This is a genomic window from Xanthomonas arboricola pv. guizotiae, assembly GCF_002940205.1.
In the GTDB taxonomy this organism is placed as follows: Bacteria; Pseudomonadota; Gammaproteobacteria; order Xanthomonadales; family Xanthomonadaceae; genus Xanthomonas; species Xanthomonas arboricola_C.
The window spans coordinates 1-427 of sequence record NZ_MDSK01000129.1 but is presented as its reverse complement, the minus strand read 5'-3'; the positions used below and the strand labels follow the sequence as shown (position 1 = coordinate 427).

The window sequence follows — 427 nt, the reverse complement described above, 5'->3', positions numbered from 1 at the left end:
TGAACTCATCCGTATACCGCTTACTGCTCATGGACACCTCCGAATCAGCCATTTTCCATGGCCTTGAGATGTCTAGGAAACCCTGGGCGTATCATTCCGAATCCGCGAACCAGACCGGTTGGTTTAATTGGGCGATCGGTTATGGATACGATGCGAACGGAGCCCTCGCAAGTCAGAGGTATCCGACTGGGTTAGAGGTCAGCTATGCGCCGAATGCCTTGGGGCAGCCGACAGCGGTCCGCGACCACACAGGAGCCTATTACGCGTCTGGGATTAGCTACTACCCTAATGGGGCTGCTCGCCAGTTCACCTACGGCAATGGCATCGCCCACTCCTTAGAGCGGCTAACAAAACCCAGGAAGAAGGCGTAAGCAGATGATGGAGGATGCGAGCGAAAGCAACGCCAAGTGGAGATCGATGCGACGTT

The 427-nt window shown here is 55.3% G+C and carries 1 pseudogene; it reads left to right on the top strand.

The annotated features are described in order from the left end of the window. A pseudogene (locus tag XarbCFBP7408_RS22150) lies at positions 1-371 on the top strand (RHS repeat protein); the annotation flags it as partial. Between the last annotated feature and the right edge of the window lie 56 nt (positions 372-427).